Source organism: Flavobacterium azooxidireducens (assembly GCF_023195775.1).
Taxonomy (GTDB): Bacteria; Bacteroidota; Bacteroidia; order Flavobacteriales; family Flavobacteriaceae; genus Flavobacterium; species Flavobacterium azooxidireducens.
In genome coordinates, this window is record NZ_CP096205.1 from 3,634,120 (window position 1) to 3,648,903 (window position 14,784).

Here is a 14,784-nt window from a genome sequence, read left to right on the forward strand (position 1 = left end):
ATTTTTCCTAATCCATGCAAACACTCGATTGGTTCATACTCGTTTTTACGCTACTTTTTATTGTAGTCTATGGTGCATGGAAAACAAAAGGTAGCGAAAATGTAAAAGATTATATTTTAGGAAATAACGAAACCAAATGGTGGACAATTGGAATTTCAGTGATGGCAACGCAAGCCAGTGCGATTACTTTTCTTTCTACACCCGGCCAAGCTTTTCATGATGGAATGGGGTTTGTGCAATTCTACTTCGGATTGCCAATAGCCATGGTAATAATATGTATATTTTTTATACCAATATATCATAAACTCAATGTTTATACAGCTTATGAATTTTTAGAAAATAGATTCGACTTAAAAACCAGAAGTTTAGCAGCGGGTCTTTTTTTAATTCAAAGAGGTTTGGCAGCAGGAATTACGATTTATGCTCCGGCCATTATTTTATCTTCCATTTTGGGATGGAATCTAAATTTACTCAATTTCATTATTGGTATTTTAGTGATTATTTACACCGTTTCCGGTGGAACAAAAGCCGTGAATGTGACCCAAAAGCAACAAATGTTCATCATTATGTCTGGAATGTTCATTGCTTTTTATTTAATTTTAAGTTATTTACCTGAAGAAGTTTCGTTTAGCAACGCTCTTCAAATTGCAGGTGTGAATGAAAAAATGAATATTCTTGATTTTTCTGTTAACCCGAATAGTCGTTACACCTTTTGGAGCGGAATTACCGGCGGATTATTTTTGGCTCTCTCCTATTTTGGAACCGATCAATCGCAAGTGCAACGCTATCTTTCCGGAAAATCGGTTCGCGAAAGTCAACTCGGACTTATTTTCAACGGATTTCTGAAAGTGCCCATGCAATTTTTTATTCTTCTCACAGGGGTAATGGTTTTTGTATTTTTTCAGTTTAATAAAGTGCCGCTAAATTTTAATCCAACCAGCCAAATTGCAGTTGAAAAATCAATTTATGCCGAAGAATATCAGTCGTTACAAATGCAACTGGAAGAAATCCATGAAGAAAAGAAAATAGTAACACTCACTTACGCCAATCAATTGAACATTGATGTAGACAATCCAACGTTACGAAAAAGAATGATTGGATTATATGAAAAAGAAAAATTGCTGAAAGAAGAAGCCAAAGCAATCATCAAAAGTTTGAACCAAGAATCAAATGACAAAGATTATGTGTTTATTCATTTTATTCTACATTATTTACCAACCGGTTTAGTGGGATTATTGTTGGCCGTTATTCTTTCAGCAGCCATGTCTTCTACAGCTTCAGAATTAAATGCTCTTTCTTCTACAACAGTAATTGACATTTATAAACGAAATGTAAAAGGTGAAAAATCAGATAAACATTTTGTACAAGCTTCAAAGTTTTTCACTTTTCTTTGGGGTGCAATTGCCATTCTTTTCGCTTGTTTCGGAACTTTAGTAGAAAATCTTATTCAATTAGTCAATATCATTGGTTCTGTATTCTACGGAACCATTCTTGGCATATTTCTTGTTGCATTCTTTCTGAAATTTATCAAAGGAAATGCTATTTTTTATGGAGGCGTCATTAGTCAATTAATCATTTTTGTGATTTATTACTTTTGCATTCATATTTATCCATCCGGAAAAGAAATATTAGGCTATTTATGGCTTAATGCGTTTGGTGCAGGATTTACTATAGCATTGTCTTTTTTTATTCAAGTTTTTTCGAAGCCTAAACTTAACTAAGATTGTTATGCATAAAAATTTACTTGGATTTATAGTAATCCAGTTGTTTTCATTTGGATTATTTGCCCAAGAAGTAACTGTTAAAGATGAAGTTTCAGGTGAAACGCTTGAAGCCGTTACATTTAATTCTAATCAACCCAAACTCTCAGCAGTAACTAATCAAATGGGAATTGCTAATCTTTCTGATTTTAAAGATGTTAAGAAAATCTATATCCGCATGTTGGGCTATGAAACCTTGACATTGAGTTATAGCCAAATTGAAAGACAAGGATTTAAACTCTTTTTAACTCCCGAAAGCACATCACTCAATGAAGTGGTTTTATCCGCTTCAAAATGGGAAGAATCCAAAAAAAGTGTACCCAATTCCATCGTTACTTTCAAACCCAAAGACATAATTTTAGCCAATCCACAAACCACAGCTGATTTGCTAACAAACACCGGAAAAGTATTTGTTCAAAAAAGTCAACTTGGAGGTGGAAGTCCAATGATTCGTGGCTTTGCAACCAACAGAGTTTTAATTAATGTGGATGGAATCCGAATGAACAACGCCATTTTTAGAAGTGGAAATGTACAAAATATCATTTCAATTGATGCTAATTCTATTCAAAATACAGAAGTAATTCTTGGTCCCGGAACTGTGATTTATGGTAGTGATGCCATTGGTGGAGTGATGAATTTTTATACGTTAGAACCTGAATTCACCACCGATAGAAGTCAATATTATTTTGGTAATGTCATGAGCCGTTGGTCGTCTGCCAACAATGAAAAAACGTTACATTTTGATTTGAATGTTTCCTCTAAAAAATGGGCTTTTGTCACTTCGGCATCATTTAGTGATTTTGAAGATTTACGAATGGGAAATCACGGACCGGATGCGTACACTCGACCGGATTATGTGCAAACCATTGACGGTGTGGATGAAATCGTTACAAACGACAATCGAGAAATGCAAGTAGCTACCGGTTATAACCAAATCAATTTCATACAAAAAATAGCTTATAAGCCCACCGAATTTTTGAATTTGACCTATGCTTATCACTATTCCACTACTTCTGATATTAACCGTTATGATCAATTATTAAGAAGAAGGGATGGAAATCTTCGCTTTGCAGAATGGTACTATGGTCCGCAAGAATGGACGATGCATCATCTTAAAATTAATTATACAAAAGGGAATAAATGGTTTGACAAAGCTCAGTTTAATGCTGGTTTTCAACAATTTGAAGAAAGTCGTCATAACCGTAACTTTAATAGCTTAACCCGAAACAGTAACATTGAAAATGTGGATGCATATTCTGCAAATTTCGACTTTATCAAAAAATTTGGTTCAAAAAACAGAATCTCTTATGGCTTAGAATACATTTTAAACAATGTAAATTCAATCGGGTTTCAACGAAATAGTGAAACACTTGAACAACAAAATGCACCTTCCCGCTATCCCGATGGTTCAAAATGGCAATCGTTGGCGGCTTATTTGCAATATGAAAATAAATTGTCCGATAAATTTACCTTTCAATCCGGAATACGATTTAATCAAATTTGGTTAGATGCTACTTTTGACAAAACCTTTGTAGATTATCCGTTTGATAAAACTAAAATAAATACGAGTGCTTTTACAGGAAGTGTGGGTTTTACTTATTTAGCAGCTAAAAATACAGCTCTGTTTTTTAATGCCGGAACAGCCTTTCGTTCACCCAATGTGGATGATGTAGGAAAAATTTATGAAAGTACACCCGGAAATTTAGTGGTTCCTAATCCGAATTTGGAATATGAATATGCTTATAATGCTGAAATTGGCATTCAACAAAAAATTGGAAAATCAATTTCGTTTGATGTAACCGGATTTTACACTCATGTGATAGATGCATTGGTCCGAAGAAATTTCACTTTAAACGGAGAAAGCACCATCGAATTTCAAGGAGAAGTAAGCAACATTCAAGCTATTCAAAATGCGGCAAAAGCTAATGTGTATGGAATTCAAGCAGGATTAAATGTAGAACTTCTTCCCTACTTACATTGGAGAACTAACGCCAATTGGACCAAAGGTGAAGAAGAATTAGACAATGGAGATACTGCTCCTCTGAGACATGCAGCTCCTTTTTTTGGAGATACTCGCTTGAGTTTGAAAACCAATAAATGGACAACTGATTTATTACTGGTTTATAATTCCAAAATCAATGCAGAAGATTTAGCACCTTCGGAAATTGAAAAAGACTATTTATATGCTACCGATGCCAATGGAAATCCGTATGTGCCAAGTTGGTACACGTTAAACCTCAAATCAGTATATAAACTCAACGAAACATGGTCGTTTTCCGGTGGAATTGAAAATATAACAGATCAGCGTTATCGCCCGTATTCATCAGGAATTACTGCTGCCGGAAGAAACTTCATTTTGTCTGTGCGAACGGCTTTTTAAACTATTCAAAACAAAAAAAATCCTATCACGCAACATGATAGGATTTCCAATATAAAATAAAGTGAGTTTATTTTTTACTCCACTCAGCAATGCTGTCTTTGTTCATTTTAACATAATCAGCATTACCTGCTTTTTCAGCTGCTTCTAACGAGGCTTTTGCAGTTTCAATAGCACCTTTCTTATCACCTGCTTTCGCTTGAATTTGAGATTTTAAACGGTTATACCAAAATGGTGTTCCTTTGGCAGCTGTCATTTCAGTTGCTTTATTTACATATTCCAATGCTTTTTTGATATCACCATTTGATTGATAATAATATTGAGCAGAAGAAAAATAATCACCCGCAGAAGGTCCGGCTAACACTTTTTCAATGTTTGCCATCGCTGTTTTTTTAGTTGGAACTTCGATTTTTACAGCTGCAACAGTTTTTTCCCAAGCAAATTCTAAATGAGCAAAATCGTTATCTACATTGTTCAATGAAATAGTGAACGTTTCAACATTTCTGTTTAATGTTTCCGGTTTCACATTTACACGAGCGGCTACTTTTGATTCTTCAAATTTTTCAGGTGTTCCCCAGTTTTCTGTATCAGTATAGAAAATCACTTCCCAATTATCTGCTTTTGGCGTAACAAAAAGTGCATATTTACCTTTTTTCAAGGTTTTTCCATCCACCGTCACATCATCACTAAACGTAATCATTGAGTTTTGATTAGCTCCGGTTCTCCACATTTTTCCAAAAGGAACCAAATCACCAAAAACAGCTCTTCCTTTTGCACTCGGACGACTGTAATCAATCTCAACCTCAGTTAAACCAACAGTTTGCTCAAAATTAGCTCTCGGACTTGCTGCCGGAGTTTTTACTTGTGCAGTAACTGCGAAAGAAGCAACAAAAAATACCGCTGCTAGTACTATTTTTTTCATAATTAAATAAGTTTAGTTAATTCTTCAAATTTACAGCTTCCAAATCTCAGAAACTGTTAAAGAAAGTATAAATCGAAAATATTTTGTTTAACATTTATTTAAAATAATTAAACAATGTTATATCTTTACAGAAAAAATATGAAGATATACACCTTGCATACCAAACAAAATTTGCCCATCTCTTTGGATGAAGCATGGGATTTTTTGTCAAGTCCAAAGAATTTAAAAACCATAACGCCTGATTACATGGGATTTAACATTCTGAGTGGAGCAGAAAAACCAATGTTTCCAGGTCAAATCATACAATATATAGTAACTCCGGTTTTGGGCATTCCAACCAAATGGGTAACCGAAATTACACACGTACGAGATAAAGAATATTTTGTAGATGAACAACGATTCGGACCTTATGCATTGTGGCATCATAAACATTTTCTAAAAGAAATTCCGGGCGGTGTTGAAATGGAAGACATAGTAGATTATAAACTACCAATGGGAATTTTGGGTCAATTGGTTCATCCGATATTGGTTAAACCAAAATTGAAAGAAATATTTGATTTCAGACAAAAAAAATTAATTGAACTTTTTGGAGAATATAAAGGCTAGAAAAATGAAAAACATCTTATTAATAGGGGGTTCGTATGGAATTGGTTATGCCATCGCAAAAGAATTACAATTTGAATGCAAAGTATATGTTGCGTCCAGAACATTTGAAAATACTGATGATTTGAATGTAGTACATATTCCATTTGATGCATCAACAGACATTTTAGATACATCTAAACTTCCTGAAATTATTGATGGTTTGGTTTATTGCCCGGGAAGTATCAATTTGCGTCCGTTCAAAGGCATCAAACCGGAAACATTTGAAGCAGATATGCATATTAATTTTATTAGTATGGTAAAAGTCATTCAGACTATTTTACCTAATTTATCGGCTTCCAATCAAGCTAGTATTGTGCTTTTCAGTAGCGTTGCTGCTAGTATGGGAATGCCTTTTCACACAAGTGTTGCCGCCGCAAAAGGTGCCATTGAAGGATTTGCAAAAGCTCTTGCCGCCGAATATACTCCAAAAATTAGAGTCAATGTGATTGCACCTTCGTTAACAGATACACCATTGGCTGATAAATTTTTGAATAATGATGTGAAACGCGAAAAATCAGCAGAACGTCATCCGCTTAAGCGATTTGGCACAGCTGATGATTTGGCTCAAATGGCTACTTTTCTTTTGAGTGATAAAAGCAGTTGGATTTCGGGACAGATTTTTCATGTTGATGGCGGAATGTCAACTTTGTTAATTTAGTTTAAAATGGTTTAAATTTGTTTAAAGCTGTTTTTGATTTTTTAGATTTTTAGATTTTTTTATATGACAATTTTCTGGTTTCGAAGAGATTTACGTTTAGATGATAATATCGGCTTATTTCACGCTTTAAATAGTGATGAAGAAGTGCTTCCCATTTTTATTTTTGATGAATTTATTCTTTCTCAATTACCAAAAGATGATGCTCGGGTGAATTTTATTCACGAATTGCTTTCTACAATTCAAAAACAATTAGAAGAAAAAGGAAAATCGTTAGCTGTTTTTTATGGAAAACCGATTGATATTTTTCAAAAATTAATCACTGAAAATAAAATTTCAACGGTTTATACCAACCATGATTATGAACCGTATGCTCGCAAGAGAGATAAAGAAATTTATCAATTATTTAAAGAAAATGAAATTGAGTTTAAAACCAGTAAAGACCAGGTAATTTTCGAAAAAAGTGAAGTGGTAAAGGATGACGGTTTGCCTTATGTGGTTTATACGCCGTACTCAAAAAAATGGAAAGAGAAGTTCAAAATGATTCAGTTAGTTCATTACGATTCTGAACAAAAGTTAGATAAAATTGAGAATCACTCCTACCCTTTTTTGAGTTTAAAGGATATTGGTTTTGAACTTTCCAAAATCAAAGTTTCGCAATTTGATATTTCAGATAAATTAATTTCAAATTATCAAGCAACACGAAATTTTCCTTCTGTTGACGGCACTTCGATGTTGGGAGCTTATCTTCGATTTGGAGCTGTTTCTATTCGAAAAATGATTGCCAAAGCCATCGAAAATAAAAACGAAACGTTTTGGAACGAACTCATTTGGCGAGAATTTTTTATGCAAATTCTATGGCATTTTCCACATACCATCAATAAAAGTTTCAAAGAAAAATACGACCGAATTGAGTGGAATAACAACGAAGATGACTTTAAAAAATGGTGCGAAGGAAAAACCGGTTACCCGATGGTTGATGCCGGAATGCGTGAACTCAACGCTAGCGGTCACATGCATAACCGCGTGCGAATGGTCGTTGCCAGTTTTTTATGTAAACACCTTTTGATTGATTGGCGTTGGGGCGAAACCTATTTTGCTCAAAAATTGTTTGATTATGAACAAGCCAGCAATGTAGGTAATTGGCAATGGGCTGCCGGTTCGGGTGTGGATGCTGCTCCGTATTTCAGAATTTTTAATCCGACAGAGCAAATAAAAAAATTTGATAAAGACCTAAAATACATCAAAAAATGGGTGCCGGAAGTTGAAAGTTTTGATTATCCTAAACCTATTGTTGACCATAAAGAAGCGAGAGAACGTTGCTTAAAAGTATATAAAGAAGCCGTTGGATAATTCATACTAAAAACTCCTCACATTAAAATTTAACACCTTTTAGTTTTAAATATCGTAACTTACCAAAAATAAAAACTAAATATCATGAACAAAAATGTAATTCTAGCTTCTGTTTTTACCACTTTATTTTTAATTTCTTGTGGTAAAAAAGAAGAACAACCTGCAGATACAATCATCATTGAACAACCTGCTGAAACTCCTCCTCCTGCTCCTGCTGAGCCAGTTGAACAAGATGGAACATCGTTAGAAGTTGGAAAAGACGGTGTTAAAATTAACACCAAAAATGGTGATAATAAAACCACAATTGATGTGTCTGACAAAGATGCGAAAATAGAAATTAAAGACTAAATTTTATCAAATTCCCCTTCAAAAGAGGGGAATTTTTTATTTAATTGATGTTTCTTATTGTTTCAAAACTTAATTCATTAAAATGACTGATGACTTTATCGGCTAATGAGTAATCTTGGAGTTTTGAATGAAAACTATCATAACCTATACAATAAATTCCGGCGGATTTGGCTGCCAAAATTCCGTTGGTGCTATCTTCAATGACGATGCAATTTTGAACTTCTGTCTTTGCTAATTCAGCAGCTTTCAAAAAAATAGCAGGATGTGGTTTCGATTTAGGGAAATCTTCGCCTGAAACTTTATGAGTGAAGTATTTATTCAAATCAAATCGATTAAAAATACGTTGAATCGTAACATTGGCTGAAGATGAAGCCAAAATCAATTGCATTCCGTTTTGATGTAAATCTATAATTAAATCTTTTACTCCATCCAATAAATACAAATCTTCTTTTTGATCAAATGCGTCATTGAATAAATTTCGCTTGGTTTCTACTAAAGTTTGAACGTCTTCTTTTAAGTCATAGATAGTTTTCAAACGTTCGTAAATATTTTTGGTAGAATTTCCTGTAAACGAAGCATACATTTCAGGTGAAACCTCAATGTTTAATTGTTTAAAATGTTGAACATACGCAAAATGATGCACCGGTTCGGTGTCAACGATTACGCCATCCATGTCGAAAATTACGGTTTGTATCATTAGGATTGCTGAGTTTAGATTTAAAAAAGGAACGCGGATTTTTTTGATTAGCTAAAGCTAAACGCGGAATTGAACAGATTTTATTTGCTTCGCAAACGCAATTAAATATTTTTTAATTTATGGAACACAGATCTTAAAAAACTTTAAAATTTTAAGTCTGCCATTAACTGTCACATTGACTAATCGACAAATTGCCTCATTAGTTTTTCTTCAACAAATACTTCACCACCGTTTCTGCAGCATGAAGTCCAAACAGGCAAGGCATCCAACTATTGGTTCCGTAAAATGATTTTTTAAAGTTTTTGCCATCGGTCATTTTTAAACTTGTTTCATCCGGCATTTCAGTTGAATAAACGGCTTTAATTCCTTTAGAAATTCCTTCTTTCTTTAATCGCTTTCTGATTGTTTTGGCTAACGGACAATATTCTGTATTACTGATGTCTCGCACTTTCACTTTGGAAGCTTCATATTTTCCTCCTGCTCCCATATTACTAATAACTTTTACTTTTTTGCGTTTGGCGGCGATAAGTAAATTTAATTTTGGAGTGATGCTATCGATACAATCTAAAACATAATCAAAATCGGAAGTCACCAATTCAAATGCTCGTTCCGGTTCTAAAAACTCTTCCAAACGAGTAAGATTTAATTCCGGATTAATATCCATCAAACGATCACCAACCACATGAACTTTTGACATTCCAACAGTAGAATGCAAGGCCGGTAATTGACGGTTTACATTTGTAATATCCACCACATCACCATCCACAATCGTCATGTTACCCACGCCGGCACGAGCGAGAAATTCGGCTGCAAATGAACCTACTCCGCCTAATCCGACTACGAGTACGTTTGCGTTTTTTAAATTGTTTAATCCTTCGGTTTTAAATAAGAGCTCTGCTCTTTCTTGCCATTTAGTCATATCGGTTGTCTGTTATCCGTTGTTGGTTTTACAAATTGCGGTGAAAAACTTTGTCGAAATTTGTTTTTATGAGTGACTTTAATTCTTCAATTTCTATGTTTTTATAGTTTGCTCCTAAGGCGTAAACTTCTTCTAATGATTCTTCAATTGTATCGGTTTCCAGAAAAAATCGATCGTTTGGTACGGATTGAAAAACTGATTTTAATTCCGGATTTCGCAATAAATATTTTCCGAAGGAAAGGTAAAATCCGTTATCCAAAAGTTGCTTTGCTGTTTGTTCGTTTTTGGAAAATCCGTGAATAATCATTGGAACTGTGACGTTTTGTTCTTTTTTGATTTGGATAATTTCCTGAAAAGCAGCAACGCAGTGCAAAACTAATGGTTTTTGATGTTTTTCTGCTAATAAAATTTGTGCTTTGAACACTTTTTCTTGAATTTCTATAGGAATTTCGATGCGTTTGTCTAATCCGCATTCGCCTAAAGCGAGGCAATTTTGATGAGAAAGTTCTTTGTCAATTATTTGTAAATCAGATGACAATCGACTTTCATCAATGTACCAAGGATGAATTCCGATGGAATAAAAAGGTACTGAATCATCAAATTCCCACGGATATTGATTGACCAGTTCGAGAATGTTTTCTTGATTGGTAAATTTGTGTGTATGGAGGTTGAAGAGTTTAGACACGGATTTCACGGATTTTCACAGATTACTAATTTCACAAAGCTTACTATATAATTCAATCATTAATTCTATTTGGAAAAACATAATTGCTCCAAAATTGTTCATCATATTTTACAGATTGAAACAAATGTTGTTCTTCTTTAAAATTTATTTTTGAGGGATTTACAGTTTCAAAATCATTCCATAAAGATGTAATAGCCGTATTGAAATCAAGTGAACTTCCTTGCAAATTATTTATTTTACCTAAAATAGTAATTGATGAACTTGAAATAAAATACTTGTCGTTACTCATTCTGAAATCAGTAATAATTGTTTCTTTTATGTAATCTTTACTATTATATTCTGACATTTTTCCATTCAAATTTAATCCTTCTCTATGTTGTTCAGGAAAATCGGTAATCTCCCAGTTTTCAATAATTTTGACAATTGCATAATCTTCTTTATTAATGTAAATAAGTCCGGAATAATTGCTAAGATATGTTCTTTTGGTAAAAGTTGAATGATTTCTTGATGTTGAAAACCGAATGATGTAAACTTCAGATTTATTATATTCTTTCACTTCTTCCAAAATAAAATCAAACTTTACAAATTTTCTTTTGTTCAAAAAAGCAGCATTTTTAATCGGATTATTATTGGTTAACCCATAAAATTCTCTAATATTTTGTGGTTCATAAGTGGTTTTAGTATTCCATCTTACGTGTTTTAAATTCTTCACACTTCGCTCATAATTAAAATAACTCTTTTCATATTGATCTAAAACAAAATCGATATCCAAAGAAGTTTTATTGTCAATATCTGTTGTAATATTTGAATACATCTTTGAAAAAATGGGCGTTGTTGGATAATTTTTTTCCAAATTATCAATTGTTTTTCGAATGATTTGATACGGAGTGCGTTTGTTATAAACAATCACTTCGGCTAAGGCAATTGTTGAAGTGTCTTTCTGTGTTTGTGTGGAATTTTCATTTGAAAAATTTGTCATTTTACCCGATTCTTCCTCATCAAGAAATGCTTTTAAGACATCATCGCTTGGCAAAATAATAGTTGATTGTTTGACTTTATTCAGGTAAATGTAACCATCGTGAAGCAAGTCTAAACGTGATTCTACAAAAGTAATCGGACTAAAAAATCGGTTAGAAATAACTTTTTTCATTTCGGGTTGACTTGAAGAAATGAAAAGATTGTGATTGTTTTTATTTTTTAAAAAATCTTCAAATGAGTTATTCTCGATGGGTGTTTTCTCCCATTTGTTTTGAATAAAAATCGAATCGGAAGCTGTAATAGTCGCTAGACTGTAAACTTTCTCTTTTAGCTCCTTTTTTAGATACGTTCCCATTGGAACAAATTTTTGGAGAATTTGGTTCTTGACAGAAGACATATCGTTTATCAAATGACTATTAGCTGCCCAAATAATAATTTTTTCGTTGGGATGTTTTTTTAGATAGGCCAATACATTATCAGCCATTTGTTTATCACGAATATTGTCTTTTGAATCAACGTAAAAAGAGTGTAGATTATCCAAACTTGAAAATCGTTCTTCTCCTAAAGCCAATAATCCATTAATGATTTGAAACCAATAAAAATGTTCTTCATTTTCAGGTTTTGATGAAATTAATTTGAGTAATTCTTTCAAAGAAGATTGATATAAAGCATAACTAATATCTTCTTCGTCAAAAATTCCGGAAACGTTCATCGATTCAATCAATAATGAAAAATCATCTTGCTTGAGTTTAAATTTGAAGTTGTTTTTTTTACAATAGGCATACAAATCCGTAACTAAATCTTCTTCTCCGTACTTTCCTGAAATTTGATTATCGAAACCAAAAAGTTTTAAATCTGCTTTATTTTGACTGTAAAATTGAATGAAACTTTGAAATTCATTTCGCTTTGCCCAAATGCTAAACAACGATTTTGTAAAGGCTTCTTGAACATCTTTTCCTTCATTTATCGCTGATTGTGCTCTCCAAACATCATAAATTCCGGATTCAAAAGCAATCGTTTTAAATCCCATTTCTTGGAATAAATAGTTGACAACCTTTGTTTTTAATTCAAAAACATTACCGTGAAAATGTGAATCTTCGCCTAGTAAAACAATTTGAGCATTTTTTAATTCTTCTTTCAAAAAGGATAATTCTGTTTCATTTATGTCTTCAGAAAGAACAATTGCTTTAGGATTAAAGGATTGAGCACTAACTATTAAGCTCAGAAAACTAAACAGAATGTAGATGATTTTATTCAATTTGAAATTTGTTTATTACTTCTTAAACGCCTTTACCCCTGCTTTTATTTCTAATTTCAAATCATTTTCTTGTGGAACGATTGGGCAGGAATAAACTTCGTTGTAGGCACAATATGGATTATAGGCTTGGTTGAAATCAACAGTCCAATTTTTTCCTTTTTGGATTTCGAGGTCGATGTAGCGGCCACCGCCATAACTTTCTACTCCGGAAGTATAATCGGTGAAGGGAAGAAATAAGCTGTTTTTATATTCATCTATTTTGGAAAATTCAACATTTTGGTAAACGTTTAATTGACAAGGTTTTCCGTCGATTTCGAAGTGGAGTTCGCCATATTTCACATAAATTGGCTTTCTGGAAGTGGTCGTTTTCATTTCGAACGGTTTTTCCTTTTTGGTTCGGATGAACTTGGCTGTCACAAAGTATTTTTCGTTGATTGTAAAAAATTCCAGTTCCTTAAAAACAGCTAAATCTTTTTTCTTGAGTGGACTTTTAGCTGAATCTGCGTAATGTTCATTCATGTTTTTTTGAAATTGAATGACAGAATCGCGTTCGAATTTTTGTTGGGAAAAAGCAAATTGCGTGAGTAAGAAAAGAAAGACTACGTTTTTCATTGTTGCGTTTTTACAAAAATAGGAAATTGATTGTTAGGTTTAGATGAAAATATGCGAAGAAAAATGTTCTAGTGAAATGCGTAGTTGACGACATTTCTAGCCCGGATAGTAGTGGAAAGCCCGGAGCAAAAAAAACAAATTTTTCTTGACAAAAAAGAGCGACCAAAGGAAGCTCCTTTTTTGTTTAGAAAAATTGTTTTTTTGGCGAGGACTTGGAACGGATAGCCGGAATAGCTTCTGAAAAAAATCATAAACATTTTTTATTGAAAAGTTAGCTTTTTAAACACGCCCAACTTTGTACCTTTGCGGTACTCAATTTTTACCGATGCTCAAGACTGCTTTTAATCGTTATATCAATTCTTTTCGAGGTTTTAGGAGGGAAATTTGGATTCTGACGTTGATTACTTTTATCAACCGAGCGGGTACGATGGTGTTGCCTTTTTTGACTAAATATTTGAATGAAGATTTGAGTTTTAGTTATTCGGATGTGGGAACAATTATGGTTTTTTTTGGTTTGGGTTCGATGTTAGGATCCTATTTGGGCGGAAAACTGACGGATAGCATTGGGTTTTATAAAGTAATGATTTTCAGCTTATTTGTGAGTGGTTTGCTGTTTTTTGGACTTCAATATGTGACGTCATTTTATGGATTGTGTATCGCGATGTTTGTGATTATGACGATAGCCGATATGTTTCGTCCTGCAATGTTTGTTTCACTCAGCACTTATGCCAAGCCTGAGAACCGTACGCGAGCCTTGACATTGGTTCGATTGGCAGTAAATTTAGGTTTTGCAGCCGGTCCAGCGATGGGTGGATTGATTATTATGAATATTGGTTATCACGGTTTGTTTTGGGTTGATGGTGCTTCGTGTATTATTGCGATTTCTATTTTTTGGCTGTTGGTTAAAGAGAAGAAAAAACCAATTGAAGAAAATGCAGTTTCTGAAAATGTTGCGGTGAAATCGGTTTATAAAGACCGTCCGTTTTGGGTGTTTTTGTTAGTGATTTTTATTACGGGAATGATTTTCTTTCAGTTGTTTACAACGCTTCCCCTCTATCATCAAAAGGCTTATGGTTTGACGGAATTTGAAACCGGATTGCTCTTAACGCTTAATGGTTTCTTGGTCTTCTTGTTGGAAATGCCGATTGTGAATTATTTTGATCGCAAGCAAGTGAATAAGGTAAAATTAGTTTTAGTTGGATCGTTGTTTATGGCTTTGGGATTCTACGTTCTGCTTTTAGATGTTTGGGTTGGAATTTTAGTCATCAATATTTTGTTTTTGACTTTTGGAGAAATTTTTGCTTTTCCATTTTCCAATTCTTTTGCCTTAGGTCGTGCTCCACGTGGACAGGAAGGTCGTTATATGGCTTTTTATTCTATGAGTTTCAGCTTGGCTCACATTATGAGTTCTAAAACAGGTATGAATATTTTTGATCACTTTGGTTATTTAACCAATTGGGTTGTAATGGGAACTTTGGGATTGGTAGCCGTTGGTTGTTCATTTTGGGTGATGAAAATGGTTAGGGAGGAATAGGTTTGAAAGTTGCGGGTTACTTTTCTTTTTGCCACAAAGAA

General features: G+C 33.6%; 13 protein-coding genes. 7 read left to right on the forward strand and 6 right to left on the reverse strand.

Annotated elements, in window-relative coordinates; genetic code table 11:
* Positions 1-14 precede the first annotated feature (14 nt).
* Positions 15-1,721 carry a sodium:solute symporter gene (locus M0M57_RS15750; RefSeq protein WP_248434057.1) on the forward strand — a complete coding sequence of 569 codons (1,707 nt, stop codon included), beginning with the start codon at positions 15-17 and terminating at the stop codon, positions 1,719-1,721.
* Between the two features lie 7 nt (positions 1,722-1,728).
* Complete coding sequence (locus tag M0M57_RS15755) at positions 1,729-4,140, forward strand: TonB-dependent receptor (protein ID WP_248434058.1); 2,412 nt, start codon at positions 1,729-1,731, stop codon at positions 4,138-4,140.
* A gap of 67 nt (positions 4,141-4,207) precedes the next feature.
* Here M0M57_RS15755 and M0M57_RS15760 read toward each other — a convergent pair whose 3' ends face one another.
* Positions 4,208-5,059, reverse strand: coding sequence for a DUF2911 domain-containing protein (locus tag M0M57_RS15760; RefSeq protein ID WP_248434059.1), 852 nt, complete (start codon positions 5,057-5,059; stop codon positions 4,208-4,210).
* 138 nt (positions 5,060-5,197) lie between these two features.
* Between M0M57_RS15760 and M0M57_RS15765 the strand changes: the two genes are divergently transcribed.
* The 4 genes from M0M57_RS15765 (at position 5,198) to M0M57_RS15780 (ending at position 8,060) form a co-directional block, all read left to right on the forward strand.
* Positions 5,198-5,665, forward strand: coding sequence for an SRPBCC family protein (locus M0M57_RS15765; protein ID WP_248434060.1), 468 nt, complete (start codon positions 5,198-5,200; stop codon positions 5,663-5,665).
* 4 nt (positions 5,666-5,669) lie between these two features.
* A complete protein-coding gene (locus tag M0M57_RS15770; RefSeq protein ID WP_248434061.1) occupies positions 5,670-6,362 on the forward strand; it encodes an SDR family NAD(P)-dependent oxidoreductase in 693 nt (230 codons plus the stop codon).
* A 63-nt stretch (positions 6,363-6,425) separates the two neighbouring features.
* Entirely contained in the window at positions 6,426-7,712 is a 1,287-nt protein-coding gene (locus M0M57_RS15775) for a cryptochrome/photolyase family protein (RefSeq protein ID WP_248434062.1), read from the forward strand.
* 84 nt (positions 7,713-7,796) lie between these two features.
* Complete coding sequence (locus M0M57_RS15780; RefSeq protein WP_248434063.1) at positions 7,797-8,060, forward strand: hypothetical protein; 264 nt, start codon at positions 7,797-7,799, stop codon at positions 8,058-8,060.
* A 40-nt stretch (positions 8,061-8,100) separates the two neighbouring features.
* On the opposite strand, the gene M0M57_RS15785 is transcribed toward M0M57_RS15780, so the two are convergent.
* The 5 genes from M0M57_RS15785 to M0M57_RS15805 all read right to left on the reverse strand — a co-directional run bounded on the left by M0M57_RS15785 (position 8,101) and on the right by M0M57_RS15805 (position 13,209).
* Entirely contained in the window at positions 8,101-8,757 is a 657-nt protein-coding gene (locus M0M57_RS15785; protein ID WP_248434064.1) for an HAD family hydrolase, read from the reverse strand.
* 199 nt (positions 8,758-8,956) lie between these two features.
* Positions 8,957-9,676: a tRNA threonylcarbamoyladenosine dehydratase gene (locus M0M57_RS15790; RefSeq protein WP_248434065.1), complete on the reverse strand. Its 720-nt coding sequence runs from the start codon at positions 9,674-9,676 to the stop codon at positions 8,957-8,959.
* Between the two features lie 28 nt (positions 9,677-9,704).
* Positions 9,705-10,361, reverse strand: coding sequence for a TatD family hydrolase (locus tag M0M57_RS15795; protein WP_248434066.1), 657 nt, complete (start codon positions 10,359-10,361; stop codon positions 9,705-9,707).
* Between the two features lie 52 nt (positions 10,362-10,413).
* Entirely contained in the window at positions 10,414-12,597 is a 2,184-nt protein-coding gene (locus M0M57_RS15800) for an erythromycin esterase family protein (RefSeq protein WP_248434067.1), read from the reverse strand.
* Positions 12,598-12,612: 15 nt separating this feature from the next.
* Positions 12,613-13,209, reverse strand: coding sequence for a DUF1684 domain-containing protein (locus M0M57_RS15805; RefSeq protein WP_248434068.1), 597 nt, complete (start codon positions 13,207-13,209; stop codon positions 12,613-12,615).
* Between the two features lie 325 nt (positions 13,210-13,534).
* On the opposite strand from M0M57_RS15805, the gene M0M57_RS15810 reads away from it, so the two are divergent.
* The gene (locus M0M57_RS15810; protein ID WP_248434069.1) at positions 13,535-14,743 is read left to right on the forward strand and encodes an MDR family MFS transporter; all 1,209 of its coding nucleotides are present in this window, start codon (positions 13,535-13,537) and stop codon (positions 14,741-14,743) included.
* Positions 14,744-14,784: the final 41 nt, after the last annotated feature.

Excerpts from the sequence above, each read along its gene's own strand:
- M0M57_RS15760 (WP_248434059.1), bottom strand. The coding sequence starts at position 5,059 with ATGAAAAAAATAGTACTAGCAGCGGTATTTTTTGTTGCTTCTTTCGCA.
- M0M57_RS15810 (WP_248434069.1), top strand. The coding sequence starts at position 13,535 with ATGCTCAAGACTGCTTTTAATCGTTATATCAATTCTTTTCGAGGTTTT.
- M0M57_RS15775 (WP_248434062.1), top strand. The coding sequence starts at position 6,426 with ATGACAATTTTCTGGTTTCGAAGAGATTTACGTTTAGATGATAATATC.
- M0M57_RS15780 (WP_248434063.1), top strand. The coding sequence starts at position 7,797 with ATGAACAAAAATGTAATTCTAGCTTCTGTTTTTACCACTTTATTTTTA.
- M0M57_RS15750 (WP_248434057.1), top strand. The coding sequence starts at position 15 with ATGCAAACACTCGATTGGTTCATACTCGTTTTTACGCTACTTTTTATT.
- M0M57_RS15785 (WP_248434064.1), bottom strand. The coding sequence starts at position 8,757 with ATGATACAAACCGTAATTTTCGACATGGATGGCGTAATCGTTGACACC.
- M0M57_RS15805 (WP_248434068.1), bottom strand. The coding sequence starts at position 13,209 with ATGAAAAACGTAGTCTTTCTTTTCTTACTCACGCAATTTGCTTTTTCC.
- M0M57_RS15765 (WP_248434060.1), top strand. The coding sequence starts at position 5,198 with ATGAAGATATACACCTTGCATACCAAACAAAATTTGCCCATCTCTTTG.
- M0M57_RS15755 (WP_248434058.1), top strand. The coding sequence starts at position 1,729 with ATGCATAAAAATTTACTTGGATTTATAGTAATCCAGTTGTTTTCATTT.
- M0M57_RS15790 (WP_248434065.1), bottom strand. The coding sequence starts at position 9,676 with ATGACTAAATGGCAAGAAAGAGCAGAGCTCTTATTTAAAACCGAAGGA.
- M0M57_RS15770 (WP_248434061.1), top strand. The coding sequence starts at position 5,670 with ATGAAAAACATCTTATTAATAGGGGGTTCGTATGGAATTGGTTATGCC.